Source organism: Oceanibium sediminis (assembly GCF_003265325.1).
GTDB classification, from domain to species: Bacteria; Pseudomonadota; Alphaproteobacteria; order Rhodobacterales; family Rhodobacteraceae; genus Halovulum; species Halovulum sediminis.
The window spans coordinates 150,751-174,629 of the sequence record NZ_QGNX01000004.1 but is presented as its reverse complement, the minus strand read 5'-3'; the positions used below and the strand labels follow the sequence as shown (position 1 = coordinate 174,629).

The window sequence follows — 23,879 nt, the reverse complement described above, 5'->3', positions numbered from 1 at the left end:
TGTTGCGGTCCGTCCTTAAACCATGACCGCGCCGCCGGAATCGATCGCATCCTTGGTGGAGGCGTCGCCCAGAAGCATCTCGTTATGCGCCTTGCCGCTCGGGATCATGGGGAAGCAGTTCTCGTGCTTTTCCACCAGGCAGTCGAAGATCACCGGCCCATCGTAGTCCAGCATCTCCTGGATCGCATCGTCGAGGTCGGCGGGGTCCTTGCACAGGATGCCCTTGCAGCCGAACGCCTCGGCCAGCTTGACGAAATCGGGCAGCGCCTCGGACCAGCTGGAGGAATAGCGCTCACCGTGCAGTAACTCCTGCCACTGGCGCACCATGCCGAGCCGCTCGTTGTTCAGGATGAACTGCTTGATCGGGGCCTTGAACTGCACCGCTGTGCTCATTTCCTGCATGTTCATCATCCAGCTGGCTTCGCCGGCGACATTGATGACCAGCGCCTCCGGATGCGCGATCTGAACCCCCAGGGAGGCGGGCAGGCCGTAGCCCATGGTGCCGAGCCCGCCGGAGGTCATCCAGCGGTGCGGATCCTCGAAGCCGAGGAACTGCGCGGCCCACATCTGGTGCTGGCCAACTTCCGTGGTGATGTAGCGGTCGTGGTTCTTCGTCAGCGCCTCAAGCCGTTGCAACGCGTACTGCGGCTTGATGGTCTTTTCCGAGTTCCGGTAGTTCAGCGACTTCACCTCACGCCACTTCTCGATCTGCTCCCACCACTTGGCGACGGCTTCGGAGTTGGTCTTGCGTCCGCGCGCCTTCCAGACCTTCAGCATGTCCTCCAGAACATGGCCGATGTCCCCGATGATGGGCACGTCGACGCGGATGTTCTTGTTGATCGAGGAGGGGTCGATATCGATGTGGACCTTGAATGAATTGGGGCTGAACGCGTCGACACGCCCGGTGATCCGGTCATCGAAACGCGCGCCGATGCACAGCATGTAGTCGCAGTCATGCATCGACCAGTTCGCTTCGTAGGTGCCGTGCATCCCCAGCATGCCGAGCCAGTTGTCGCCCGATGCCGGGTAGCAGCCCAGCCCCATCAGCGTGGAGGTGATGGGGAAGTTCGTTTCCGCCACCAGTTCGCGCAACAGCTGGCTGGCGCCGGGCCCGGAGTTGACCACGCCGCCCCCGGTGTAGAGGATCGGGCGCTCAGCCTTTTCCAGCCCCTCGACGGCCAGGGTGATCAGGTCAATATCGCCCTTCACCTGCGGGTTGTAGTGCCCGGTCTGGCTTTGATTGGGGGCCTGGTACTGGCCGGTGGCGAATTGCACGTCCTTGGGAATGTCGACCAGAACCGGGCCGGGGCGGCCGGTGGTGGCGACGTGGAACGCCTGGTGGATCGTGCCGGCCAGCTTGTCCGTGTCCTTCACCAGCCAGTTGTGCTTGGTGCAGGGGCGCGTGATGCCGACGGTGTCGGCTTCTTGGAAGGCGTCATTGCCGATCATGAAGGTCGGAACCTGCCCGGTCAGGACGACCATCGGGATCGAGTCCATCAGCGCGTCGGTCATGCCGGTCACCGCGTTCGTCGCCCCGGGGCCGGAGGTGACGAGGACAACACCGGGCTTCCCGGTCGAGCGGGCATAGCCTTCGGCGGCGTGGGTCGCACCCTGTTCGTGACGCACCAGGATGTGGCGGATCTTGTTCTGCTGGAAAAGCTCGTCATAAATCGGAAGCACAGCGCCGCCCGGGTATCCGAATACCGTGTCCACACCCTGATCCCTCAGGGCCCGAACCACCATCTGCGCGCCGGTCATCTGACGTGACATCTGCTTTGTCTCCATTTCCTGGCCATCCGGGGTGTCCGGAGGTCCTTTTTACCCGCAATCGGGCATAAAAAAAGGCCCTCAAAGGGGCCTGTGCGCGAGCGTATCCGGGGAAGTGTTACCTTACCCAGGGCCCGCGCATTCCGATAAGTACGACGATATTGCTCATGTGGATATCTTTAAGCACAGCATTCGTCGTGGTCAACAGGCTTTCGACAGACGTTTTATGTCGCTGATCCCCGGTGTAAAGTGTGAATGTTGCTGAAATACCCGCGATTGGCGGTATTTTCGCAATCATGCCCCCGGATCGGGAAGCCGACCCGCGCCAAGACCCGCGCGCATCGCCCCCTCGCGAAGGGGGCGCAACCCGTAGAGCAGCTTCAGACCGGCACGGCGCAGGTCGCGCAGGCCCTGGCTTTCGGCCATGGCCGCGCGGTTCAGCGCATCGACGCCCAGCACGCGCGCCAGGGTTTCGCCATGGCGGCCCTTGGAGTACCGGGCAAGGATCTGGTGCGCGCCGTGGTCCTGCCCGGCGTCACGCGCGGCGGCGACAAGGCCGAGCAGGTCCGAAAGATCCCCGAGCGAGGTGTTCAGCCCCTGCGCGCCGATGGGCGGCATCACGTGGGCGGCCTCGGCCACCAGCGCCACCCGGGGCCCGTCCAGGCGCTCGGCGATCAGGCTGCTGATCGGCCACCGCCCGCGCCCCGTCGCCAATTCCAGCGGGCCGAGAATACCGCAGGAGCGTTCGGTCGCGGCGCGGTTGAAGTCCTCGGCGGGCAGCGCGGCAAGGGCGGCGGCCTTCGGGCCAGTCTCCATCCAGACGACGGCGGAATGGGGCACGCCGCCGCGATCGGGCAGGGGCACCAGCGTGAACGGCCCGCCGGTGCGGTGGATCTCGGTCGAGACGTTGTCGTGTGGCACCGGGTGGCTGACCGCGAAGACCAGCGCCTGCTGGCCGTAGTCCCAGCGGCGCGCCTTGATCCCGGCGTTCTGGCGCAGAAAGCTGTTGCGCCCGTCCGCCGCCACCGCCAGCGGCGTGGCGTGTTGCGTGCCATCATCCAGCGTCAGGATCATTTCGCGCGTGCGCGCGGTGGCGCGCACGACCTTGCGCCCGGTCAGCAGGGTCGCGCCGGGCAGGGTGTCGAGGTGTTCGAGCAGCACCTTGCGGATCTGCACGTTGGGAAGGTTCACGCCGAAGCGCGCCTGCCCAAGGGTGGAGGCGTCGAAGTCGGCCACCTCGCGCATCTCGTTCGTCTCGCCACCGGCATCCGCAAGGCGCATGATCCGCAGATCCGTGGCATGGGGGCTGAGCCGCTCCCACACTCCGGCGGCCTTCAGCAGCGCGATCGCGGGTTCCAGGAAGGCGGTAGAGCGCAAATCCGCGTCCGCCGCCCCTTCGTCGGGGGCCTGCGCCTGCGGCTCGATACAAGTCGTTTCGAACCCGGCCGCGGCGAAACAGGCGGTGGCGATCATGCCGGCGATTCCGCCACCGGCGACAAGGATATCTGAGTGCGTGCGTTCCATGGGCGCCAACCTATGCCGGCCGGGCGGGGGCGGGAAGGGGACTTACGCCAGTTGCGACAGAAAGCCCGCCAGGTCCTCGGTCTGGTGGTGGATGTGGGGGCCATCCTCGGGCGGGCCGACAAGCACGGTGCGCATGCCCCAGGCGTGGGGGACCTGCAGGTTGTGCGCGCTGTCCTCGAACATCGCGGCGGTGCGGGGCAACACGCCGGCAAGCTCGAACACCCGCGCGAAGGCGGCTTCCTTGGGCTTGGGCACGAAATCGGCATCCTCCACGCCGTAGATCGCGTCGAACGCGCCATCGATGCCGCGGGCGCGGGTCACCCGCTTCGCGTGCTCGCGGGTGCCATTCGTGAAGACGATCTTGCGCCCGGGCAGGGCATTCAGTGCCGTGTGCAGATCCGGCGCGGGGGTAAGGGTCGACAGGTCGATGTCATGCACCTCGTCCAGGTAGGCCAGTGGCTCGACCCCGTGCTCGGCCATCAGCCCGGACAGCGTGGTGCCGTATTGCTGCCAGTAGCTCTTGCGTAGGACCGCCGCCTCATCCTCGGAAATACCGAGCGTTGTGCGGATGAACCCGTTGATGCGCGGGTTCATCTGCGCGAACAGCCCCGCCTCGGGCGGGTAGAGCGTGTTGTCGAGGTCGAAGACCCAGGTATCGACGGGGCGGAATGCTTCCTTGGCCATGGTCCGGACATAAGGCCCGTGGGCCGGGGCGGCAATTGAAAACGTTCGACAAGCGCCGGGCTTGGCGCTAAATCGGGGCCAGTGTTTTCACGGTCGCCGTTTCACGCGGCGCCGGTTGCGCGACGGACTGCAAAAAGGGACGACCTCATCGGCGAGCTGACTCAGAAAGACGCCTACGACCTGGTGCTTGGCGCCATCGACAAGGGCGAGTACCGGCCCGGCGACCGCCTTGTGGAGGCCGAGCTGGCCGAGCGTTTCGGCGTCAGCCGGACGCCGATCCGCGAGGCGTTCCAGCGTCTTGAAACCCAGGGCATTCTGGCGCGGGACGGGCGCTCTCTCATCGTGTCGTCGCTGGATCATGACCAGGTAGGCGAGCTTTACGTGCTGCGCGCCGAGCTGGAGGCGCTGGCCGTCCGCCTTGCCGCGCAACATGCCGCCCCCGAGGAGATCAAGGTCCTGTTCGACATGGTCGAGGAGGATCGACCGCTGGTCGGTGATCCACATGCGATGAACATCGCCAACAAGCGGTTTCACCGCCAGCTGCACCTGGCCAGCCACAACCGCTACCTGATTCAGCAGCTACAGCTCGTGCTGCGCTCCATGGCGCTGATGAGCCACACGACCCTCAGCTACGAGGGGCGGGGCCCGGCGACGATCGACGAGCATCGCGCCATCGTCCAGGGGATCGCTGACCGCGACGCCGCGGCGGCGGATGCGGCGCTGCGTCAGCATATCTCGGCCGCGTATGAGACGCGGCTGAAACAGGGCGCGGGGCGGTTCTGACGCCCGATGTCCCGACCACGCCTGATCCTGCATATCGGTCTGCGCAAGACCGGTACTTCGGCAATACAAGCCTACCTCGCGCGCAACCGTGCGGCGCTGCGCCTGATGGGCGTGCGCTATCCCAAGGCGCTGCTCGTCGGGCCGGAGTGTGACGGCGGCCCGAAACATCAGCGCGTGGCCGAGGCGATCTCGGGCGGTGAGGAGCTGGCCGCCCAAATGCGCGAGGCGGTCGCCCAGCGTGCGCGTCTGTCCCGTGTCACGGTGCTGAGCGCTGAGGAGTTGTCCGCCCCCGATCCCGCCATTCCGGCCGCGCTGGCCCCGCTGGCGGAAGAGTTCGACTGCCGCGTCGTCGTCTACCTGCGCCGGCAGGACGAATGGGCGCTGTCCGTCTATCGCCAGGCGGTGATGGAGGGGGATGCGCGCACCGCGCAGGGGCTGCAGGCATGGCTGGCCCGGCCCGAGCTTGAGCCATGGCTGAACCACGATGCGATGCTGGGACATTGGGAATCGGCCTTCGGCGCCAAGGCGATGTCAGTGCGGCTATACCCCCACGATCTGCCGATCATCCCGAGCTTCCTTGACGCCGCCGGTCTGCCCGCCAGCGCGGCGCTGCTGCCCGGTCGCGGGGCGCGGGTCAACGAAAGCCCGGGGCTGGAAGCGGTCGGCGCGGCGCTGGCCGCGCTCGGCGCGCCTGAAGGGGCGCTCGACTTCGACCAGGGCGCGCGCGATGATCTGCTGGAGCGGCTCGGCCCCCACAACAATGCCGTGCGGCAGCGGTATTTCCCCTGGAAATCAACCTTGTTCGGGGTAAGCTGACCGCCCGCCAGCGTACTGAAACCTGATCATCGGCGGTGGCCTTCCCGCGTCACAGCCCGTGTTCTGTCTTTTCCCAGTGGAACGGGCGGGTCACGATTTCCGTCACGGCGCGATAGGCGGCGATGGCGCCAAGCGGCCAGTAGAGCAGCAGAATCGGGATCGCGCGCAGCAGGTGCCAGCGCTGCCGCGACCAGATCGCGCGCAGCGCGACGCTGAGCATCACCAGTTGCCCGATCACCATGGATGCGAAGAACGCCGCCCAGAGGACCCCGGAACCCATCTCGAAAAGGGCGAGATCGGCGCCGAGGTAGCCCAGCCAGAGCACCCAGAACAGCGGTGTCGCAAGGTAAGCGGTCAGCCCGCCCAGCAGTAGCAACTGGAAGCCGAAGAAGCCGGCGGGGCCAAGGTCGCGCCACAGCGCGGCCGGCCGGCGCATGTGGGTGATCCAGGTCATGGCATACCCCTTCAGCCAGCGCGCCCGCTGGCGGATCCAGGGGCGGACGCGGCAGTTCGCCTCCTCGTGGGTGGTAGTGGCGACCATTTCGGTGCGATAGCCAAAGCGCGCCAGCCGCATGCCCAGGTCCGCATCCTCGGTCACGTTGTGCGCATCCCAGCCGCCCACCGCCTCAAGCGCGGGGCGGCGGAAGAAGACGGTCGTACCCCCAAGCGGCAGCGGGATGCCAAGGCGCTGAACCCCGCGCAGCAGCACGCGGAACCAGATCGAGTATTCGATGGTGAAGCAACGCGACAGCCAGTTCTGGCGCGCGTTGTAGAAATCGAGGTAGCCCTGCACGCAGCCCACCTCGGGCGGGGCATGGGCCAGGTGATGCGCGACCTTCATCAACTGGTCCGGCTCGGGGCGGTCCTCGGCGTCGTAGATGCCGACGATTTCGCCCCGCGCGAAGCTCAGCGCCAGGTTCATCGCCCGTGGCTTGGTACGGATCGGGTCCGGCGGCGCGGTGATCACCCGCACCCAGGGGGGCAGCGTCAGCCGCGCCAGGGCCAGCGGCGTGGATACATCGTCGCTTTCCAGGATGACGATGACGTCCAGCAACTCCTTGGGGTAGGTGGCGTGTCGCAGGCTTGCGATCAGTTGGCGCAGGGTCGCCGCCTCATGGTAGAGCGGCACAAGCAGGGAAATCACCGGCAAGCCGCCCGCCATGGGCAGGCTGATCACGTTTTCGGCCTGGGGGGGCAGCGGTTTTTCGGGACGGAAGCTGTCAAACAGGGCGAAGCCCCGCAGGAAGGTGGTCGCGGTGTTCATCAGTGCGATCCAGACGATCAGCGCGATCAGCGCCTGACCCGGCGCGGCGAGGATAAGGGCGAGCAGTCCCGCAAGCACGCCGATCAGCGCGGTGCGTCCGCCCGGCGTCGCCCAGGACCGGCAGGAATAGCGGGCCGCGCAGCGTGTGCGCGCGCGCCGCGTCAGCCGGTCGCCATGTAGACGAAGGATTTCCCGCTCAAGCGCGCTTTGCGCGGTGATGACGAAGGACAGCTTGTCCGCTTGCTGGCCCAGCATGTCACGCAGGCGCGGGATCGCGGCCGGGTCGGCGGCGGCGCAGATGATGCGCGAACCGACACGCCGCCAGGGCAGGAAGCCCAAGCGGAGCAGCGCTTCGGGGTCCATGTCTTCCGAGAGGCGCGGATCGCAGGGGTGCCCGCCAAGATCCAGCGAGATCTGGCCGTTCTGCTCTGCCAGGGCCGAGGCGAGCGTCCTTTCGCTGATATCGCCCGCCGCGTGCAGGATGTGACCCAGCGGCTGGTTCACCTCCGACTGGCGGATCAGCGCCCGGTCCAGCGTTTCCGCGCTGATCGCCCCGTTCCGCCGCAGCACCTGGCCAAGCCGCACCCAGGGGCGCTGGTCGGGGCTGGGACCGAAGGCTTTCGGTGTCAGGGGCTTGCGAAACATCGGCACACTCGTACACAGGAAGGGGCGGTGCCCAACCCTGGCGGTGTTACCGTTAATATTTGATTAAACGCGACGTCGACCAAGGCGGCCCGATCAGGCCGCCTTGCGCGCCGCCATCGCATCCGCGAAGCGGGTGAACAGGTACATGCTGTCCATCGGCCCGGGGCTCGCCTCCGGGTGGTACTGGACCGAGAAGACCGGGCGGTCGCGCAGCGCGATACCGCAGTTCGAGCCGTCGAACAGCGAGACATGCGTCTCCATCACGTTGTCGGGCAGGGTCTGGCTGTCCACCGCGAACCCGTGGTTCATCGACGTGATCTCCACCTTGCCGGTGGTGTGATCCTTCACCGGGTGATTCGCGCCGTGATGGCCGTGGTTCATCTTCAGCGTCTTCGCCCCCAAGGCCAGTGCCAGCATCTGGTGGCCAAGGCAGATCCCGAAAACCGGGATGTCCGTCTTTTCCAGCACCGTCTGGATCATCGGCACCGCATACGCGCCGGTCGCCACCGGATCGCCGGGCCCGTTGGACAGGAACAGCCCGTCGGGGTCATGGGCCAGTACATCCTCGGCCGTGGCGGTGGCGGGCAAAACAGTCACGTCGCAGCCGGCACTGGCCAGGCAGCGCAGGATGTTGCGCTTCGCGCCATAGTCGATCGCCACAACCCTATGGCCCGGACCGCTGCGCTTGGGAAAGCCGTCAGGCCAGGCCCAGCGCATCTCGTCCCAGCGATAGGACTGGGCGCAGGTCACCTCGCGCGCGAGGTCCGCGCCCTCGAGCCCGGGAAAGGCCTTGGCCTTGGAAATCAGCGCCTCGGTATCGAAACTGCCGTCCTTGCTGAACTGCATCGCCACATGCGGCGCGCCCTGGTGCCGGATCGCGCGGGTCAGGCGGCGGGTGTCCACGCCGCCGACGCCGAAACGCCCGCGCCGGGCCAGCCAGCTGGACAGGTCCTCGCTCGCACGCCAGTTCGACGGCTCGGTCGGGTCCCAGCGCACGACCATGCCCGCAGCCACCGGATCGGCGGTTTCATCGTCCTCGGGGTTCACACCGACGTTGCCGATATGGGGGAAGGTGAAGGTGACGACCTGCCCGGCGTAGCTGGGGTCGGTCATGATTTCCTGGTACCCGGTCATCGCGGTGTTGAAACACAGTTCCGCCACCGCCGTGCCTTCGGCCCCGAAGCCCTGTCCATAAAACAGCTGACCATCGGCAAGCGCCAGGCAAGCTGTTGGTTTTTCGGAGAATTCCTGACCTTTGGCAAGGGCTTCCAGAGTGTGTGCCATGTTCGCCGACCGCTCCTGCGTAAACGCCAAATCCGCGCGAACATACGGGCAATGGCGTTCCGGGGTCAAGTACGGGTGCGGAATATAAAATATAGTAATATCAATATGTTACGCTTTAAGGAAAGCATTGTACGGCAACGTGGTCCGCGCTATAGGTTGTTGTCTTGAGGCTCGATATGCTGACAACAAGCAGAGGATGTCATGATCCGAACCCGCCTGACCCAGGAAATGAAGGACGCGATGCGCGCGAAGGATACGCGCCGCCTGTCCACCATCCGGCTGATCAACGCCGCCATCAAGGACCGCGATATCGCTGCCCGCTCGGAAGAGAACACCGAAGGCGTGTCCGATGCCGAAATCCGCGATATCATGGCCAAGATGATCAAGCAGCGCCGCGACAGCGCCCAGGCCTATGACGAGGCCGGGCGGATCGAGCTGGCCGAGCAGGAACGCGAGGAAATCGAGGTGATCCAGTCCTTCCTGCCCAAGCCCCTTTCAGAAAGCGAAGTACAGAAGGCCATCGCCTCCGCCATCGAGGAAACGGGCGCAAGCTCGATCCGCGACATGGGGCGGATCATGGGCGTGCTTAAGAAGCGTTATGCCGGGCAGATCGATTTCGGCAAGGCCGGCGCGCAAGTGAAAGCGGCGCTGGGATAACCGGCGCCCCGACCGCCGGGCGCATTGCCGGCGGCCAGAACCGGGGGCAGGGGCTGGTTACAGAGTAACCCGCCGACGCCTTGCTCCGGTCATCAGGTTAAAATCAGTCCGGCGTCGGCCGGATTGAAATGCGGCGCAGCGCGTCGTCAAGCTCCCCGTACAGGTCGACCCGCTCTTCGGGGCTGAGGAACGCGCCGAGTTCGATCTCGCGCCCGTTGCCCTTCAGTGTCAGGTAACTTTCGATGCGCGCGTTGTCGTGCAGCTTCAGCGAGACCCAGTAGGGGTTCGCGTGCCAGCGCTTGCGCGTGCCGCCGGGCTCGATCCGCTCGACGGTGATGAGGTCGGGCCAGAGGTTGACCACCTCGTGCAGGCGGCCATCGCGGTAGTTGCGCTGGATCGCCGCGTAAAGCGCGACCAGCACCAGCACCAGGAACGGCAGCAGCCCCCAGCCCACGGCCGTCCCGAGGAAGGGGATCAGCGGGATCGCCAGCCCGATACTGACGATGATCAGCACCACCCGGAATCCGCCACGCGACAGCGAGCGGTTCGGCCATAGGGTCAGCGTCAGGTCCGGCGGGTCCTGCCGCGCGAAAGCGGCTACCTCAGACGAAACGGCCGGGGTCTGTGCCCCGGCCGCGTCATGGTTGTCTTTCCTTTCGGACATCGGGTCAGTGGTGACCCTTGTCCCACATCTCGCGCGTGGGAAGCGTCTCGAAGGTGTGCTCCGGCGGCGGGTTGGGCAGCGTCCACTCCAGCGTGTCGGCGTGCTCGCCCCAGTAAGCCGGTTCGCTCACCCGCTCACCCCGTGTCAGCGTGTACCAGATGATACCGAAGAAAAGCAGGAACGACGCACCGGAGATGAACGCCCCGTAGGAGCTGATCTGGTTCCAGTAGGCGAACTGCTCGGGGTAGTCGATGTAGCGGCGCGGCATGCCGTTACGGCCCAGGAAGTGCTGCGGGAAGAAGGTGATGTTGGCGCCCACGAAGAACGTCCAGAAGTGCACCTTGCCCCAGAATTCCGGGTACTGACGGCCCGACATCTTGCCGATCCAGTAGTAGATCCCGGCGAAGATGGCGAAGACTGCGCCAAGGCTCATCACGTAGTGGAAGTGCGCCACGACGTAGTAGGTGTCGTGATAGGCGCGGTCCACGGCTGCCTGGCTCAGCACCACGCCGGTCACGCCGCCGAAGGTGAACAGGAAGATGAACCCGACAGCGAACAGCATCGGTGTCTTGAAGTCGATCGAGCCGCCCCACATCGTCGCGATCCAGGAGAAGATCTTGATCCCCGTCGGCACCGCGATGACCATCGTCGCCAGCATGAAGTAGGACTGCTGCGTGGTGGACATGCCCACGGTGTACATGTGGTGCGCCCAGACGACGAAGCCCAGTGCGCCGATCGCGATCATCGCGAAGACCATCGGCAGGTAGCCGAAGATCGGCTTCTTGGAGAAGGTCGAGATCACGTGGCTGATGATGCCGAAGCCCGGCACGACCACGATATACACCTCGGGATGGCCGAAGAACCACAGCAGGTGCTGGTACAGGACCGGATCGCCGCCGCCGGAGGCGTCGAAGAACGCGGTTCCGAAGTTACGGTCGGTCAGCAGCATGGTGATCGCGCCGGCCAGAACGGGCAGGGCCAGCAGGATCAGGAACGCGGTGACCACGATCGACCAGACGAACAGCGGCACCTTGAACAGCGTCATGCCCGGTGCGCGCATGTTGAGGAACGTCGTGATCATGTTGATCGCACCGAGGATCGATGACGCACCGGAGAGGTGCACGGCAAAGATCGCAAGGTCGGTCGACATCCCGCCTTCGGTGGTGGAGAGCGGCGCGTAGAGCACCCAGCCGATCCCCGACCCGAGCTGCCCGTTGCCCCCTGGTGAGATGACCGAGGCGACCGCCAGCGAGGACCCGGCGATGAACAGCCAGAAGCTGAGGTTGTTCATCCGCGGGAAAGCCATGTCCGGCGCGCCGATCATCAACGGCATGAAATAGTTGCCAAAACCGCCGAAGAGCGCCGGAATCACCACGAAGAACATCATCAGGATGCCGTGGGCGGTGACCATCACGTTCCAGATATGGCCGTTCGGGGTGCCGTCGTCGAACAGCATGTACTGAACGCCCGGCTCCATCAGCTCCAGGCGCATGTACATGGTGAAGGCGACGGAGATCAGGCCCAGAATCGCCGAGGCGACGATATAGAGGATCCCGATATCCTTGTGGTTGGTGGACATGAACCAGCGGGTGAAAAACCCGCGGGTATCATGCTCGGCGTGGGCGTGTGCCGTAGCGTCTGCCATATGGCTCTCTCCTAAGACGTCAAATCCTGTGGTTGGAGGCATCGAGACTCCGCCCACATTTCGCCCGACTATAAAGAGCGCGCGGCAGAGCCTCAACCACAAGATGCCCGTGGGACGTGGCAGAATTGTCGCGGCAGCGCGGTGCCCGGCCGCGCCGCCCGTCAGGCCGGATCGCCGGAAAAGACGCTGTCGAAGGCGGCGCGCAGGGCCAGGTCCGCATCGCTCATCGTGACCGGGTGGCCAAGGTCGACAAGGCTGGTGACGCCGTAGCCGGATATGCCGCAGGGCACGATGCCGTTGTAATGGCTGAGGTCGGGCTCCACGTTCAGGGCAATCCCGTGAAAGCTGACCCAGCGCCGGATCCGCACGCCGATGGCGGCGATCTTGTCCTCGGCGGGGCGGCCGTCGGGCAGGGGGGGCTTGTCGGGACGCGTGACCCAGACGCCGACGCGCCCCGCGCGCCGCTCGCCCTTCACGTTGAAGGCGTCGAGGGTGCGGATCACCCATTCCTCCAGTTGCCAGACATAGCGGCGCACATCGCGCCCCCGGTGATTCAGATCGAGCATCGCATAGGCGACGCGCTGGCCAGGGCCGTGATAGGTGTATTCCCCGCCACGCCGGCTTTCGTAGACGGGAAAGCGGTCCGGCTGGATCAGGTCCGCCGGGTCCGCGCTGGTGCCCGCGGTATAAAGGGGCGGGTGTTCCAGCAGCCAGACATGCTCGGGTGCGCTGCCCGCGACGATTTCATCCACCCGCGACTCCATGAGGCGCAGCGCCTCGGGGTAAGCCACCGGCTGATCGCTGATTTTCCACGTAACGCTCATCTCGGGGCGGGGCCTTTCCTTGGGAGTGACGATTTTTGTCTTGCGCCATCAATCGGCGCTTCACAACCCCGAACGGCTTTGCTAAGAGGCGGCCATTCCCCCGGTGCGGTCGTGGCGGAATTGGTAGACGCGCAGCGTTGAGGTCGCTGTGGGGTAACTCCCGTGGAAGTTCGAGTCTTCTCGACCGCACCAATCACCCTGATATCATTGTGAAAACACCGGATCACGGGGCCCCTCAAGGGCTCCTTGCCCATGTTGGCAGGTCCGGGGCCGGCAATGCGCGATGAAACCCTTCCGTGCAGACGGTGGCGCATGCGGTTCGTCCATCCAGTCATCTTGAACCCGGGCTCGGGGCGAAGCATGCGTTGCATCGCGGGTATTGCCGGGCCTATCGTGTCGCCAAACGACGTCAGGCCAGCGGCAGGACCTCAACATCAGGGAGCAGCGCACCATGAAGGCACTTGTCTACACCGGGCCGAAACACCTCGACTATCGCGATGCCCCGGACCCGGAGCGTGGCGGGAACGCATTGATCCGCGTGGAGCATTGCGGCATCTGCGGCTCGGACATGCACGCCTGGGCCGGCCATGACGAGCGGCGTCCCGCGCCGCTGATCCTGGGCCACGAGGTGGCCGGCACCGTGATCGAGGGGCCGATGCAGGGCAAGCGCGTCACCGTCAACCCGCTGGTCGGCTGCGGCACCTGCCGGGCCTGCCGCGCGGGGCATGACAACCTTTGTGCTGAGCGCAAGATCATCTCCATGCCGCCGCGCGAAGGGGGCTTTGCCGAACTGCTGGCGATGCGCCCCGAGAACCTGGTGGAGATCCCGGAGGGGGTAAGCTCCGCCGCCGCCGCCCTGGCCGAGCCGATTGCCTGCGGCTGGCATGGTGTCAACCTGGCGGAGGCGATTCTGGGGCCCGTCGGCGCGGACACCCGCGCGCTGGTGCAGGGGGGCGGGGCTATCGGCCTTGGCGCTGCCCTTGTGCTGAAGGCGCGGGGCGTCGCGGATATCATGGTGGCCGAACCCCATGAAGAGCGGCGCGCGATGATCGCGGCGCAGGGGCTAAGCGCCTTCGATCCGACACGGGAGCCGGGCCCGGACGGCGTTGACCTTGTAATCGACGGTGTGGGGATCGCGCCGACGCGGGCCGCCGCCTCGGCCGCCGCGCGTCCGGGGGGGGTGATCGTTCACATCGGTCTGGGCGGCTCCAGCGAGGGGTTGGATATCCGGCGGATTACATTGCAGGAAATCGCCTTCCTCGGCAGTTATACCTACACGCCGCAGGATTTCCGCGATACCGCCGCCGCGATCTTCGACGGCAGCCTCGGGGCGCTGGACTGGCCCGATATTCGGCCCCTGTCCGAGGGGGCGGCGGCCTTCGAGCAGATCGCCGCCGGGCAGGTCGCGGCCCCGAAGATCATCCTGACTCCGTAAGGGGCCGGGACCGGGGGTACGGGGGCTTCAGCCGAAGCGCGTCAGCAGTTCCAGCACGGCCGAGCGATGCAGCAACCCGGCGACGCTGGCGCCGTCCAGCACCGGAAACACGCGGTGCGGGTGTTCGAGGAACATCTCGGCCACGTGGTTCACCTCGTCCTCCACATCGACGGTGATCACCTCGCGCGACATGTGATCGGCGACCTGTCCCGTCCATTCGCGGTGGTAGCTCGCGTGCAGGGCGGGCCGGAAGCAGTCCTTCTGGGTCAGAATGCCGACCAGGCTGCCATCGTCCCCGAGCACAGGCGCGGCGGCGGCCTTCGCGTCGACCAGGACCGCCACTGCACGCCGGATCGGGGTGTCGGCGGTCAGGGTCGGGACGTCCGTGCGCATGATCGCGCCGATGCGGTACTCGGTCATGCGCGCTCCTTTGTTGCCGCCGCTCGGCGCAGCGGGCAGTCCGCGCAGCGCGCGGCGGCCAGCCGGTCGGCGGCGCCACAACTCGTGCGCACCGGGCCGCGCCCGAAGGCGAGCCCCAGTCCCAGGCCCCCCGCCGCCAAGGTGACGATCACGATTCCGAACAGGATTTCCAAGGCCTCCCCCTTTCGCTTACAGGACCAGTTCGTCCAACGGGCCGGTGGTGAGCCGTTGCAGCCCGTCCGATCCATCGACCAGGAACAGCGCGGCGATGTCGTGTTCCCGCGCCAGATCCGGCCCCGCGGTGGCGCCGGCGGCGCAAAGCGCAGTCGCCCATCCATCCGCCGTCATCGCGTCCCCGGCCACCACGCTGACCGAGTATACCCCGCCCGACGCGGGGGCCCGGGTGCCGGGATCGATGATATGGCTGTAGAGCCGCCCGTTCAGCCTATAGCTCTGCGCCCCCACGCCTGAGGTCGCGACCGCCACGCCAGCGGGCAGGCGCAGCGCCGCCGCTTGCGAATTCAGCGGCGCGTCCACCGCGACGCGCCAGTCGCGCCCGTCCGGATGCTGGCCGAGGGCGATGAACTCCCCCCCGACGTCGAGCAGCAGGTCCCCGAAACCCGCCCCCCGCGCCAGCCTTGCTGCCTGGTCCAGCGCCCAGCCCTTCGCGATCCCGCAGAGGTCGAGCGTCAGCCCCGCGCGGGCCTTGACCAGCCCCGCCGGGCCCAACGACAGCCCGCGCCAGTCGGGCGCGCTGCCATGCTCGATCGGGCCGAAGCCCCAGCGCGCGACCAGCGGGCCGACCGTCGGATCGAAGGTCCCGCCGCTTTTTCGCGCGATTTCCAACGCCGTCGCCGTCACTTCGAGCATTGCCGGATCGTCCGAGCCCGCGCCGTCCGGCCCGGCATTGAAACGGCTGATCGCGCTGTCCGCCCGCCAGGGCGAGAGTTGGCGGTCGATCCTGTCGAACAGGGCATTGACCCTAGGGGCGAGCCGGGCGACATCCTGGCCGGCGGGCGCGGCGATGCGCCAATCGGTTCCGAAGGCGCGGCCCGATATCGCCTCCAGCCCGCTTCCGGCGGCGCGCCCCGTGCGCGGCAGGAGCGGAAGGACGAAGGCGGCCCCAATCAGGCCGAGGGTGCTGCGCCGGGACAGGGCTTTGGCGGATGTCATCATCTCTCAGGCTCCGAAATCGTCAAAGAAGATCGACGCGGGTTCAACCCCGAGCCGCTCCAGCGTGGACAGCACCGCCGAGATCATCACAGGCGGGCCGCAAAGGTAGTATTCACAGTCTTCGGGCGCGGGATGGCTGGCCATCTCGGCGCGCAGGGTTTCGTGGATGAAGCCGGTGGCCCCGGTCCAGCGGTCCCCCGGCGCGGGATCGGACAGGGCCGGGGTCCAGCTGAAATTCGCGTGGCGCGCGGCGAGGTCAGCGAATTCCTCGGAATAGAACAGGTCCGCCGCGGTGCGCGCGCCATAGAAGTAACGGATGCGCCGCTGCGTGCCCCGCCCCAGTTCCTGGTGGATCATCGCACGCAGCGGGGCCATGCCGACGCCGCCGCCGACATAGACCATCTCGCGCCCGGTGGGCTGGACGTGGAAGTCCCCGAAAGGGCCTGAGAGCGTGATCTCTTCCCCCGGTTTCCGCGCGAACAGCCAGGAGGACACGATGCCCGGCGGCACCGTTTCCTCGCGCCCGGCGGGGGGCACGGCAAGGCGGATGTTGAAGACCGCGCGCCCGGTATCCTGCGGACGGCTGGCCAGCGAATAGGCGCGCGTCACCTCCTTTTCCGAGGCGACCTGCATCGCGCGCCACCCGGCGATGTCCCAGGCGTCGCGGAAGGCGGGCTCCAACTCCAGCGTGGCGAAGTCGAGCGTGTAGGGCGGGGCGGTGACCTGCATGAAATCCCCGGCGCGGAAGTCCGAGGAACGGTCCTGCGGCAGGTCCACCACGATCTCGCGGATCAGCGGCGCGAGCATCCGGGACGAGGCCACGGTGCACAGGAAACCGCCGCCCGCGCTGAGCATGTCGTCAGGAACTTCGACCGCGCAGTCGCCGCGCAGCGTGGTCTGGCAGGCAAGGCGCACATCCGCGCGCCGCTCACGCGGGGACAGGACGCCGCGCTCCGTCGCCTGCGGTTCGCCCGCACCCGCGCCGGTCGCGGTGATGCGGCACAGGCCGCAGGTGCCCGCCCCGCCGCAGGCCGCCGGAATCATGATGCCCGCACCGTGCAGCACGCCCAGCAGCTTGTCGCCGCGCCGCGCCACCAGGTGCAGCGAGTCGTTCACCGCCACGTCCAGCCCCGTGTCCGGCACCAGCCGCCGCCGCAGCGCCAGCAGGCCGGCGGCCAGCCCGACGACCAGGGCCACGATGACCAGGCTGGCGATCAACACCTCCGTCATTGCGCCGCCGCCATCTGGGAAAAGGACGCGAAGCCAAGCGACATCAGCCCCGCCAGCACGAAGGCGATGCCAAGGCCGCGCAAGCCCGCCGGCAGATCCGCATAGGCCAGCCGCGTGCGGATCGCGCCCAGCATGGCGACCGCCACCGCGAAGCCGACGCCGCTGCCAAGCCCGAAGACGGCGGATTCCGCCAGGTCGTAGTTGCGTTCCACCATGAACAGGCTGCCGCCGAGGATCGCGCATTGCACCGTCAGCAGCGGCAGGAACACCCCGAAAGCCGCGTGCACCGCCGGGAAATACCGGTCGATCACCATTTCGAGCAGTTGGACCGAGGCCGCGATGACCCCGATGAAGGCGATCAGCGACAGGTAGGTCAGGTCCAGTTCCGGCATTCCCGCCCAGGCCCAGGCCCCCGGGGCCAGCAGGGCCTTGTGGATCAGGTGGTTGAGCGGCACGGTCACCGCCAGCACGCCGGTCATCGCAACGCCGAGGCCAAGCGCCGCCTCGGTCCGCTTGGACAGCGCCAGGAACGTGCACAGCCCGAGGAACAGCGTCAGCGGCATGTTGTCCACGAACGCCGCCATCAGGAAAAGGCCCCAGAGATCGCTCATTCCGCGGGCTCCGCGCCAAGGGGGGGCGTGTGCTCGGGCGCTTCGGCCTGTTCGGGGTAGAAGCTGCGCACCACCCAGACCAGCAGCCCCAGAAGGAAGAACGCCGAGGGGGCCAGCAGCATCAGGCTGAGCGGCGTGAACCACCCCCCGGCATCGGCCAGCGGCAGGACTTCCCTGCCGAACAACTCTCCCTTGCCGAACAGTTCACGCAGGCCCCCGAGCAGGATCAGGATCAGCGAGTAGCCGAGCCCGTTGCCGAAGGCATCGACCATCGCGGGCAGGGGGGCGTTATGGCGGGCATAGGCCTCGGTCCGGCCGAGCACCAGGCAGTTCGTGGTGATGAGCCCGACATAGACCGACAGCGCGCGGCTGATTTCGGCGAAATAGGCTTGCAGGACCTGGTCGATCACGATCACCAGCGAGGCGACGATGACGATCTGCACGATCAGGCGGATGGTGTCGGGGATGTGCCGGCGGATCGTGCTGACAAGCCCCGCCGAAAGCGTCAGCACCACGGTCAGCGAGATCGACATCGTCACCGCCGTGGCCAGCGTCGTCGTCACCGCCAGCGCCGAGCAGATGCCGAGGATCTGCAACGTCACCGGGTTCTGCCGGATCAGCGGATCGCTCAGCGTGCGCCACATCTCGGATCGGTTGGCCATGGCTCAGAACTGCCCCCGTTCGATCGCATCCAGCAGCGGCCCGTACCCGTCCGGGCCGAGCCAGAAGCGCACCATCTGCGTCACCCCGCGCCCCGTGCGCGTGGCGCCGGTGATGCCGTCGACCTCATGCACGCCGGAGGCGGCGCCGCGCGCCACGCGGAAGCGGATCTCGCCGCTGTCGTCGCGCGCCTCGGTGCCGGGAAAGCTTGCCTGCCAGGATGTTTCCTCGATTCGTGCGCCAAGGCCCGGCGTTTCGGAGTGGCTGGTGATGGCGATGCCCGCGATCGTGTTCATGTCGCCCCTGAGCGCGAGGATCGCGTCGATGCGCCCGCCATAGCCCTGGCCGCTGAGCGGCAACAGCACCAGCGAGACCCTGTCCCCGTCGCGCAGCAGGAAGACCTGCGCGAAGTTCGGTCGCTGGCCCAGCCCCGCCAGGTCCTGGCCGGGGGCAAGCGCGGTCCAGTTGGCGGGATCGAGCAGCGCGGTTTCCAGCGTGGCCGGGGTGACATCCGTCGCGGCGCGCCCGCTGTCGAGGTCGATCACCACGGTGGACAGCGTGCCGCCGGATTGTTCCAGCAGCACCGCCATGCCGGGAATGCCCTGGACCAGAGCCTCGATTCGGGCCTGTTCCTCGGCGGCGCGGTTGGCCGACTGGATCGGGCGCAGCACGACGGTGGCGCCGCTGACCAGCGCCGCGCAGATCGCCGAGACGAGGAAGGCCACGACGATGGTCTTCGTGCGGCTCTCGTTCGGCAGCGCCAACAGGCGGCGCATGGGGTTCCAGTCACGTCCGGCCATGACGTCTCCTGCGGTTGGCGATCCAGAGCGCCAGCGCGGCTTCGTCCAGAAGCGGCGCGGCAAGCGATGTGAGAAGGGCGGCTGCAACGGCGATCTGAACCGGGGCGGCCCCGGCCCAGCCGGTCGCGAACAGAGCGACGAGCGCGGCATAGAGCGCGCCGTTGATCCAGCGTCCCAGCGTGGTGGCGGCGCAGGTGACCGGGTCTGCGACCAGCAGCACCAGCGCGATCCCGGCGGCGAACAGCACCGGCTCGGGCAATATCCCGCCAGCGGCGGCGGCGGCCCCGACAAGGACGGCCCCGGCCAGCACCGGCGCGGGCATGGTGCCCGTCGCAACCCCGATCAGTGCTGCGGGGATCGCGGCCCAGGCGGTGGGGTCGTCGAACGCGGGCCAGGCAAAGGCGGGAAAGCCGAAGCCGAGGAAGGACAGCGTGACGGTCGCGGGGTTGACCACGTTCCGCCCCCAGCCGCCGAACACCAGTTCCCCCATGACCACGCCGAAGGTAATGCCCAGCACCATGCGCAGCACGCCCAGATCCTCAGGCGCGAGCATGGCGACGGCCAGCGCCGTGGTCAGCGCGGCCAGCGACGGCGGCTGCGCGCGCACCAGCATGAACACCAGGTGCCAGATCGCCACCACCAGCACACTCAGCCCGAGCCGCCCCAGCGCCTCGCTTCCGCCGAGCCAGAGCCAGAACAGCGCCAGCGGCAGGTAGGCCGCCAGAAGCATTAGCGCCACGGTCTCGCGATTCCAAAGGCCCCGGATCATGCGGCGAACTCCGATCTGATACGCTCGAGCATGGCGCGCAGCGTGCTGGTCAACTGGCCCGGCGCGCTCAGCACGTAATCGGCGAGGGCCACGTCCTCCTCCAGCAGGGACAGCACGCCGAGTTTCATCGCCGTTTCGTCGTCGCCCGCGCTGAGGGCGCGGATGAAGGGCACCGCCGGCAGAACGGCCCCGAAGGCCTGGTTCAGCCCGGCGGTCGGGATCGCGGGCTTCGGGCTGGCCGATTGCGTCAGCGCCGCCACCAGCCAGTGGGGCTTGCGACCCGCGATTTCACGCGGCAGCACGGTGACCTGGCGATGGCGCGGCGCGAGCCACTGCGCCGTGTGCCCGTCCAGCGGCGAGCCGGACATCAGCACATGCGGCCCCGGTGCTGCGATGCGCTGGGTCAACTGCCGCAGATCAGCACCGGGGTGGGTTCTGAGTGTCCGCGCCTCGCGCAGGGCGGACCCCGCGATCTGCACCAGCCGGGTCATCGGCAGCACGCCGGTAGCCAGCAACGCCCCTAGCGCGGCGGTATCCTCGGCGTGGATATCCCAGACCGGCACCTCAAGGCCCGCGGGAAACAGCTGGTGCACGCAGATCCCGGTGGAACCCTGGGGATGCCGCGCGCCACGGGTCACGATGCGCAGGCGGTCGCCCCCGGCGCCCGGGTCGACCAGCGGCGCGCCGCCCTGCTGGCAAAGGATGACCGGACCTTCCGTCAACTGCGCAAGCGCACGCAGCCCGCGGGCGAAATCCTCCTCCCGCCCCTGAAGGGTGTGCCGCGGATCGGGGGCGAAGGGCCGCGTGTCGGTCGCCATCACGAGGATCGCGGCCGGTGTCTCGCCATGGGCGGGCATGCCGCCGAAGGGCCGCCGCCTGAGCCACGGCCAAAGACCGGCGCCCTGCATCAGCCGCCTCAGTCCCGCTGGCGTGCTCGCGCGGCCGGTGTCGTGGCGTTCAACGGCGTCGCCCGGTTCGCGGAAAAGGACGATCTCGGACAGTTTTCGCCCCGGCAGAAGCGTGATCCGCGCCACGCGCCCTGCCAGCGGCGCGGTGAAACAGACATCCGGCGCGTGCCGCAGGCAGGCAACGGCGGCCCCTTGGGCGACCAGCTCCCCCTCCTGCGCCAGCGGGGTGACGTGCAGCGCATGGCCGACGGGGGGACGCACCGCGGCTTCCTCGGTGAAGACCTCGTCGATATGTGAATTGCCGGCCGGAGAAGGAAATTCCGGTGTCAGTCCGGCGCCGAACGAGAGCACGGGGCATGTCCCTCCTGCCTGGCGGACCGTCGTTGTTTGGCCATTGGCCGGAAAAGGTCCTTAGATTTATAGTGAAACCGTATCACAGATGTGTACTTTTAAAAGGCGTGCTCCGGAATTTTACGAGAGGTTTTTCGATGCCGAATTTTTTCCACTCCATCAGACTTGGATCGGGCCTGGCCATCGGACTTGCGGCGGCCTTTTTCGCCAGCGCGGGCCTTGCGCAAAGCAGTGATGCGACAGGGGCCGAGGCAACGGCGGAAGCCGGGGCAGGGGATGGGGCGATTCCCTTCGCCCTGCCGCAATCCGGCCCCTTCACGCCCGCAGAGATCGATATCGGGAACAACAAGGCGATTTCCGACTGGTTCCGCTCGGCCCATGCCAATGCCGCGTCCGAAGCCTTCAGCCACTGGGACGGCGAAGACGAGGTCCGCGCCGCCTGCGCCACCTGCCATTCCGGCGAAGGGTTCCGGGATTTCCACGGTCTCGACGGCACCCCGGCCGGCGTGGTCGACGGCCCGATCAACGTGGGCGGCGTCGTCGATTGCGGCACCTGTCACAACGCGGGGCTGGCGCAGGTGAGCGAAATCACCCTGCCAAGCGGCGTCGTGCACCCCGTCCAGGGGGTAGAGGCGTCCTGCCTGACCTGTCACCAAGGCCGCGCCGCCGGGATCGACGTGGAGCAAGCCACGGCGAACATGGCGCTCGATGAGCCCAGTGCCGAACTCGGCTTCATCAACCCCCATTACGCCACCGCCGCAGCGACATGGCTGGGCGGCTACGGCGCCGCCGGCTACCAGTACGAGGGGCACGACTACACGGGCCGGTTCTTCCACGCCCGCCCCGTGGCCAGCTGCAACTCCTGCCACGAACCGCACACGCTGGAGGTCGAGTTCGAGGCCTGCCGCACCTGCCACGAGGAAGACAGCCCCGAGGCCATCCGCGTCGCACGGCAGAGCTATGACGGCAGCGGCGACACCAGCGTGGGGATCCACTCCGATATCGAAGCCAATGCCGAGATGCTGATGGACATGATCCGCGCCTATACCGACGAGGTGGTCGGCGCCCCCGTCATCTACGACGCGGCGCGCTATCCCTACTTCTTCGCCGATGCCAATGGCGACGGCGCGATCGACATGGGCGACGGCAGACCGGTGCCCTACAGCTCCTGGACGCCCAGAAGCCTGCGCACCGCCTTCAACTGGAAGCTGGTCACGGCCGACCCCGGCAACTACGCGCACAACCCGGAGTATTCGCTGGAGCTGCTTTACGATTCCATCGCCGATCTCAGCGAGGCCTTGGGGATCGACATGGAAGGGCTCGGGTTGCTGCGCTAACCCACTGCGCCCCCGGTCGTCGTGGCTGGGGGCAACGCACCTGTCCGGCGATCGGGCTGAGCCGCGTTCGCACATCAACTTGCTGAGGGGATTGCGAAACCAGTGTCTTGGCTTCGTTGGGAAATGTGGCGGAGAGACAGGGATTCGAACCCTGGGTGGACTCGCGCCCACAACGGTTTTCGAGACCGCCCCGTTCGACCACTCCGGCACCTCTCCGCATGAGGATTTCCTCGGTCGTGGCCGGTGTTTAGGAGGGGCGGCGCAGACGTGCAAGGGGAAATTGACCCGCAGCGCGGCGCTGGGTGCGAAAACCCTTCGAAACCTGCTGACTTACCTGTTGACTTGGGCCCGTGCATTTATCATAAGCCGGGCTTCGATCCCCGGGCCGCTATGGCGCGGGGTTAACCCGTGCGGAAAGCGTGGCACACGCCCCGCATCGCAGTCCGAGGCGCGATTGATCGCCGTGAATGCCGCCAAGGGCGGAGCCGCAGGACGCGCGAGACAAGAAGGATGACGCCGATGTTTGCGGTGCTGAAGACTGGTGGCAAGCAGTATAAAGTTGCCAAGGACGATACATTTACCGTTGAGAAGCTGGCCGCCGAACCCGGTGAAGCCGTGCAGTTCAACGAAGTTCTGATGCTGGGCGGCGAGACCGTGACCGTCGGCAGCCCCTTCGTGGATGGCGCCGCCGTTCAGGCCGAGGTGCTGGACCAGATTCGCGGGCCGAAGACGATTTCCTACGTCAAGCGCCGCCGTAAGCATTCCTCCCAGCGCAAGCGGGGGCATCGCCAGTACCTGACGACCGTCAAGATCACCGAGATCCTCGCCTCCGGCGCGGACAAGTCTGGTGTGAAGGCAGCCATCGGCGCGGCATCCGCCCCGGCCGAGGCCGCGGCACCCGCCGCGACGAAGAAGGCCGCTGCTCCGAAAGCGGAAAAGAAAGCCGACGCGCCGAAAGCCGCCGCCGGTGCAGACGATCTCAAGAAGCTGTCCGGTGTCGGACCGGCGCTTGAGAAGAAACTGCTCGAAGCAGGCGTCACCAGCTTTGCCCAGATCGCTGCCTGGACCGAAGCCGAGGTTGCTGAATTCGACGAGAAGCTTTCGTTCAAGGGCCGGATCGAGCGTGAAGGCTGGATCGAACAGGCCAAAGATCTGGCATCGAAGTAAGGAGAGAGTCCCATGGCACATAAAAAAGCAGGCGGTTCCTCCCGCAACGGGCGCGACAGCGCCGGTCGCCGTCTCGGCGTAAAGAAGTTCGGTGGTCAGGACGTGATCCCCGGCAATATCATCGTGCGTCAGCGCGGCACCAAGATGTGGCCGGGCGCGGGCGTTGGCCTGGGCCGTGATCACACCATCTTCGCGACGGTCGAGGGTAAAGTGACCTTCCACAAGGGCCTCAAGGGCCGTACCTTCATTTCCGTACTGCCAGAAGCGGAAGCTGCCGAGTAGGCCGACCCGTTCACAATCGGACATTGAAGGGCTCGGTCACAATGGCCGGGCCCTTTTGCGTTTGGACGCAGGGCGGTGACCGGCGCCGATCCCCGCGCCGCAAGGGCGGGGTGGCACAGGAGGGCGGGATGCCCGGTATTCTCACGGCAGATCACGACACGCTGCGGGGCAGGGCGCAC

General features: G+C 67.0%; 24 protein-coding genes and 2 tRNA genes. 8 read left to right on the top strand and 18 right to left on the bottom strand.

What is annotated here, in order from left to right:
- Positions 1-15 precede the first annotated feature (15 nt).
- The 3 genes from DJ029_RS12000 to DJ029_RS11990 all read right to left on the bottom strand — a co-directional run bounded on the left by DJ029_RS12000 (position 16) and on the right by DJ029_RS11990 (position 3,975).
- Positions 16-1,770, bottom strand: coding sequence for an acetolactate synthase 3 large subunit (locus DJ029_RS12000; protein ID WP_112322974.1), 1,755 nt, complete (start codon positions 1,768-1,770; stop codon positions 16-18).
- 291 nt (positions 1,771-2,061) lie between these two features.
- Positions 2,062-3,291 (bottom strand): FAD-dependent monooxygenase, encoded by a 1,230-nt coding sequence (locus DJ029_RS11995; RefSeq protein WP_112322713.1) that lies wholly within the window; start codon positions 3,289-3,291, stop codon positions 2,062-2,064.
- A 42-nt stretch (positions 3,292-3,333) separates the two neighbouring features.
- The gene (locus tag DJ029_RS11990) at positions 3,334-3,975 is read right to left on the bottom strand and encodes a pyrimidine 5'-nucleotidase (protein ID WP_112322712.1); all 642 of its coding nucleotides are present in this window, start codon (positions 3,973-3,975) and stop codon (positions 3,334-3,336) included.
- Positions 3,976-4,131: 156 nt separating this feature from the next.
- On the opposite strand from DJ029_RS11990, the gene DJ029_RS11985 reads away from it, so the two are divergent.
- On the top strand, positions 4,132-4,758 hold the full coding sequence (locus DJ029_RS11985; RefSeq protein ID WP_370445239.1) for a GntR family transcriptional regulator: 627 nt from the start codon (positions 4,132-4,134) through the stop codon (positions 4,756-4,758).
- Positions 4,759-4,764: 6 nt separating this feature from the next.
- Entirely contained in the window at positions 4,765-5,574 is an 810-nt protein-coding gene (locus DJ029_RS11980; RefSeq protein ID WP_112322711.1) for a hypothetical protein, read from the top strand.
- Between the two features lie 49 nt (positions 5,575-5,623).
- Here the strand turns inward: DJ029_RS11980 and DJ029_RS11975 are convergent, their stop codons facing one another.
- Both DJ029_RS11975 and carA read right to left on the bottom strand, forming a co-directional pair.
- The gene (locus tag DJ029_RS11975; RefSeq protein ID WP_112322710.1) at positions 5,624-7,483 is read right to left on the bottom strand and encodes a glycosyltransferase family 2 protein; all 1,860 of its coding nucleotides are present in this window, start codon (positions 7,481-7,483) and stop codon (positions 5,624-5,626) included.
- Between the two features lie 93 nt (positions 7,484-7,576).
- The gene (gene carA, locus DJ029_RS11970) at positions 7,577-8,767 is read right to left on the bottom strand and encodes a glutamine-hydrolyzing carbamoyl-phosphate synthase small subunit (RefSeq protein ID WP_112322709.1); all 1,191 of its coding nucleotides are present in this window, start codon (positions 8,765-8,767) and stop codon (positions 7,577-7,579) included.
- Between the two features lie 201 nt (positions 8,768-8,968).
- Between carA and DJ029_RS11965 the strand changes: the two genes are divergently transcribed.
- Positions 8,969-9,424, top strand: coding sequence for a GatB/YqeY domain-containing protein (locus DJ029_RS11965; RefSeq protein ID WP_112322708.1), 456 nt, complete (start codon positions 8,969-8,971; stop codon positions 9,422-9,424).
- A gap of 103 nt (positions 9,425-9,527) precedes the next feature.
- Here DJ029_RS11965 and DJ029_RS11960 read toward each other — a convergent pair whose 3' ends face one another.
- The 3 genes from DJ029_RS11960 to lipB all read right to left on the bottom strand — a co-directional run bounded on the left by DJ029_RS11960 (position 9,528) and on the right by lipB (position 12,557).
- Positions 9,528-10,088 carry a DUF2244 domain-containing protein gene (locus DJ029_RS11960; protein WP_112322707.1) on the bottom strand — a complete coding sequence of 187 codons (561 nt, stop codon included), beginning with the start codon at positions 10,086-10,088 and terminating at the stop codon, positions 9,528-9,530.
- A gap of 4 nt (positions 10,089-10,092) precedes the next feature.
- On the bottom strand, positions 10,093-11,733 hold the full coding sequence (gene ctaD / locus DJ029_RS11955; protein WP_112322706.1) for a cytochrome c oxidase subunit I: 1,641 nt from the start codon (positions 11,731-11,733) through the stop codon (positions 10,093-10,095).
- 161 nt (positions 11,734-11,894) lie between these two features.
- Positions 11,895-12,557, bottom strand: a complete 663-nt coding sequence (lipB, locus tag DJ029_RS11950; protein WP_112322705.1) for a lipoyl(octanoyl) transferase LipB — start codon at positions 12,555-12,557, stop codon at positions 11,895-11,897.
- Between the two features lie 105 nt (positions 12,558-12,662).
- On the opposite strand from lipB, the gene DJ029_RS11945 reads away from it, so the two are divergent.
- Both DJ029_RS11945 and DJ029_RS11940 read left to right on the top strand, forming a co-directional pair.
- Positions 12,663-12,749, top strand: a tRNA-Leu gene (locus tag DJ029_RS11945).
- Positions 12,750-13,008: 259 nt separating this feature from the next.
- Positions 13,009-13,992, top strand: coding sequence for a zinc-dependent alcohol dehydrogenase (locus DJ029_RS11940; RefSeq protein WP_112322704.1), 984 nt, complete (start codon positions 13,009-13,011; stop codon positions 13,990-13,992).
- Positions 13,993-14,019: 27 nt separating this feature from the next.
- On the opposite strand, the gene DJ029_RS11935 is transcribed toward DJ029_RS11940, so the two are convergent.
- Genes DJ029_RS11935 through DJ029_RS11900 form a run of 9 tightly spaced genes read right to left on the bottom strand, consistent with a single transcriptional unit; the run spans position 14,020 to position 20,914 of the window.
- Positions 14,020-14,412: a CBS domain-containing protein gene (locus DJ029_RS11935; RefSeq protein WP_112322703.1), complete on the bottom strand. Its 393-nt coding sequence runs from the start codon at positions 14,410-14,412 to the stop codon at positions 14,020-14,022.
- Positions 14,409-14,585, bottom strand: coding sequence for a hypothetical protein (locus DJ029_RS21950; RefSeq protein WP_198671134.1), 177 nt, complete (start codon positions 14,583-14,585; stop codon positions 14,409-14,411). The genes DJ029_RS11935 and DJ029_RS21950 overlap by 4 nt, the downstream gene beginning before the upstream one ends.
- Positions 14,586-14,601: 16 nt before the next feature.
- A complete protein-coding gene (locus DJ029_RS11930) occupies positions 14,602-15,588 on the bottom strand; it encodes an FAD:protein FMN transferase (RefSeq protein WP_112322702.1) in 987 nt (328 codons plus the stop codon).
- A 3-nt stretch (positions 15,589-15,591) separates the two neighbouring features.
- Entirely contained in the window at positions 15,592-16,815 is a 1,224-nt protein-coding gene (nqrF, locus tag DJ029_RS11925) for an NADH:ubiquinone reductase (Na(+)-transporting) subunit F (RefSeq protein ID WP_112322701.1), read from the bottom strand.
- Positions 16,812-17,426, bottom strand: a complete 615-nt coding sequence (gene nqrE, locus DJ029_RS11920; protein WP_112322700.1) for an NADH:ubiquinone reductase (Na(+)-transporting) subunit E — start codon at positions 17,424-17,426, stop codon at positions 16,812-16,814. Before nqrE ends, nqrF begins: the two co-directional genes overlap by 4 nt.
- Complete coding sequence (locus DJ029_RS11915; RefSeq protein ID WP_112322699.1) at positions 17,423-18,088, bottom strand: NADH:ubiquinone reductase (Na(+)-transporting) subunit D; 666 nt, start codon at positions 18,086-18,088, stop codon at positions 17,423-17,425. Before DJ029_RS11915 ends, nqrE begins: the two co-directional genes overlap by 4 nt.
- 3 nt (positions 18,089-18,091) lie before the next feature.
- Positions 18,092-18,886 carry an FMN-binding protein gene (locus tag DJ029_RS11910; protein WP_112322698.1) on the bottom strand — a complete coding sequence of 265 codons (795 nt, stop codon included), beginning with the start codon at positions 18,884-18,886 and terminating at the stop codon, positions 18,092-18,094.
- A complete protein-coding gene (locus tag DJ029_RS11905; RefSeq protein WP_112322697.1) occupies positions 18,873-19,655 on the bottom strand; it encodes an RnfABCDGE type electron transport complex subunit D in 783 nt (260 codons plus the stop codon). The genes DJ029_RS11910 and DJ029_RS11905 overlap by 14 nt, the downstream gene beginning before the upstream one ends.
- Positions 19,652-20,914: a Na(+)-translocating NADH-quinone reductase subunit A gene (locus DJ029_RS11900; protein ID WP_112322696.1), complete on the bottom strand. Its 1,263-nt coding sequence runs from the start codon at positions 20,912-20,914 to the stop codon at positions 19,652-19,654. The genes DJ029_RS11905 and DJ029_RS11900 overlap by 4 nt, the downstream gene beginning before the upstream one ends.
- Positions 20,915-21,051: 137 nt before the next feature.
- Here DJ029_RS11900 and DJ029_RS11895 point away from each other — a divergent pair, with 137 nt between their 5' ends.
- Complete coding sequence (locus DJ029_RS11895) at positions 21,052-22,251, top strand: cytochrome c3 family protein (RefSeq protein ID WP_112322695.1); 1,200 nt, start codon at positions 21,052-21,054, stop codon at positions 22,249-22,251.
- Positions 22,252-22,377: 126 nt separating this feature from the next.
- Here the strand turns inward: DJ029_RS11895 and DJ029_RS11890 are convergent.
- Positions 22,378-22,467: transfer RNA gene (locus tag DJ029_RS11890), tRNA-Ser, on the bottom strand.
- A gap of 303 nt (positions 22,468-22,770) precedes the next feature.
- Here DJ029_RS11890 and DJ029_RS11885 point away from each other — a divergent pair.
- Both DJ029_RS11885 and rpmA read left to right on the top strand, forming a co-directional pair.
- Positions 22,771-23,418: a 50S ribosomal protein L21 gene (locus DJ029_RS11885; protein ID WP_112322694.1), complete on the top strand. Its 648-nt coding sequence runs from the start codon at positions 22,771-22,773 to the stop codon at positions 23,416-23,418.
- Positions 23,419-23,430: 12 nt separating this feature from the next.
- The gene (gene rpmA, locus DJ029_RS11880) at positions 23,431-23,700 is read left to right on the top strand and encodes a 50S ribosomal protein L27 (protein WP_112322693.1); all 270 of its coding nucleotides are present in this window, start codon (positions 23,431-23,433) and stop codon (positions 23,698-23,700) included.
- Positions 23,701-23,879: the final 179 nt, after the last annotated feature.

Excerpts from the sequence above, each read along its gene's own strand:
- DJ029_RS11895 (WP_112322695.1), top strand. The coding sequence starts at position 21,052 with ATGCCGAATTTTTTCCACTCCATCAGACTTGGATCGGGCCTGGCCATC.
- DJ029_RS11915 (WP_112322699.1), bottom strand. The coding sequence starts at position 18,088 with ATGGCCAACCGATCCGAGATGTGGCGCACGCTGAGCGATCCGCTGATC.
- rpmA (WP_112322693.1), top strand. The coding sequence starts at position 23,431 with ATGGCACATAAAAAAGCAGGCGGTTCCTCCCGCAACGGGCGCGACAGC.
- carA (WP_112322709.1), bottom strand. The coding sequence starts at position 8,767 with ATGGCACACACTCTGGAAGCCCTTGCCAAAGGTCAGGAATTCTCCGAA.
- ctaD (WP_112322706.1), bottom strand. The coding sequence starts at position 11,733 with ATGGCAGACGCTACGGCACACGCCCACGCCGAGCATGATACCCGCGGG.
- DJ029_RS11930 (WP_112322702.1), bottom strand. The coding sequence starts at position 15,588 with ATGATGACATCCGCCAAAGCCCTGTCCCGGCGCAGCACCCTCGGCCTG.
- DJ029_RS11935 (WP_112322703.1), bottom strand. The coding sequence starts at position 14,412 with ATGACCGAGTACCGCATCGGCGCGATCATGCGCACGGACGTCCCGACC.
- lipB (WP_112322705.1), bottom strand. The coding sequence starts at position 12,557 with ATGAGCGTTACGTGGAAAATCAGCGATCAGCCGGTGGCTTACCCCGAG.
- DJ029_RS11910 (WP_112322698.1), bottom strand. The coding sequence starts at position 18,886 with ATGGCCGGACGTGACTGGAACCCCATGCGCCGCCTGTTGGCGCTGCCG.
- DJ029_RS11995 (WP_112322713.1), bottom strand. The coding sequence starts at position 3,291 with ATGGAACGCACGCACTCAGATATCCTTGTCGCCGGTGGCGGAATCGCC.
- DJ029_RS11965 (WP_112322708.1), top strand. The coding sequence starts at position 8,969 with ATGATCCGAACCCGCCTGACCCAGGAAATGAAGGACGCGATGCGCGCG.
- DJ029_RS11980 (WP_112322711.1), top strand. The coding sequence starts at position 4,765 with ATGTCCCGACCACGCCTGATCCTGCATATCGGTCTGCGCAAGACCGGT.
- nqrE (WP_112322700.1), bottom strand. The coding sequence starts at position 17,426 with ATGAGCGATCTCTGGGGCCTTTTCCTGATGGCGGCGTTCGTGGACAAC.
- DJ029_RS11940 (WP_112322704.1), top strand. The coding sequence starts at position 13,009 with ATGAAGGCACTTGTCTACACCGGGCCGAAACACCTCGACTATCGCGAT.
- DJ029_RS11975 (WP_112322710.1), bottom strand. The coding sequence starts at position 7,483 with ATGTTTCGCAAGCCCCTGACACCGAAAGCCTTCGGTCCCAGCCCCGAC.
- nqrF (WP_112322701.1), bottom strand. The coding sequence starts at position 16,815 with ATGACGGAGGTGTTGATCGCCAGCCTGGTCATCGTGGCCCTGGTCGTC.
- DJ029_RS11905 (WP_112322697.1), bottom strand. The coding sequence starts at position 19,655 with ATGATCCGGGGCCTTTGGAATCGCGAGACCGTGGCGCTAATGCTTCTG.
- DJ029_RS11960 (WP_112322707.1), bottom strand. The coding sequence starts at position 10,088 with ATGTCCGAAAGGAAAGACAACCATGACGCGGCCGGGGCACAGACCCCG.
- DJ029_RS12000 (WP_112322974.1), bottom strand. The coding sequence starts at position 1,770 with ATGTCACGTCAGATGACCGGCGCGCAGATGGTGGTTCGGGCCCTGAGG.
- DJ029_RS11990 (WP_112322712.1), bottom strand. The coding sequence starts at position 3,975 with ATGGCCAAGGAAGCATTCCGCCCCGTCGATACCTGGGTCTTCGACCTC.
- DJ029_RS11885 (WP_112322694.1), top strand. The coding sequence starts at position 22,771 with ATGTTTGCGGTGCTGAAGACTGGTGGCAAGCAGTATAAAGTTGCCAAG.